At 55.7% G+C, this 531-nt stretch carries 1 pseudogene; it reads right to left on the reverse strand.

Annotated elements, in window-relative coordinates:
• Positions 1 to 531 (reverse strand): annotated as a pseudogene (locus FDX22_RS00315) (M24 family metallopeptidase); the annotation flags it as partial.

The raw sequence follows: 531 nt of genomic DNA on the forward strand, positions 1-531 counted from the left end.
AATCACCGGCATTCAGCATCGGTTCTACGGTGAAGGTCATGCCCGGCTGCAGTACCACACCGCCGTCGTCCGCATCGTAATGCAGAACCTGCGGTTCTTCATGGAAGCCGCGACCAATGCCGTGACCGCAGTATTCACGGACCACAGAGAAACCNAGCCGCGACCGATGCCGTGGCCGCAGTATTCGCGTACCACAGAGAAGCCTTCGCCTTCCGCATATTTCTGAATGGCTGCGCCCAGCGTGCGCAGACGAATACCCGATTTTATCATCCGCAGCGCCAGATACAGGCTTTCCTGCGTGACGCGGCACAGACGCTCGCCAAGAATGGTCGGTTTCCCGACGATAAACATTTTGGACGTATCGCCGTGGTATTCGTCTTTAATCACTGTGACGTCAATGTTGACGATATCGCCGTCTTTCAGGAGCTTGGCATCGTCCGGGATCCCGTGGCACACGACTTCATTAATAGAGATGCACACGGATTTCGGATAACCGTGATAGCCCAGGCATGCGGAAATGGCCTGCTGTTC

This window comes from Citrobacter sp. TBCS-14, from assembly GCF_005280805.1.
Lineage (GTDB): Bacteria > Pseudomonadota > Gammaproteobacteria > Enterobacterales > Enterobacteriaceae > Citrobacter > Citrobacter gillenii.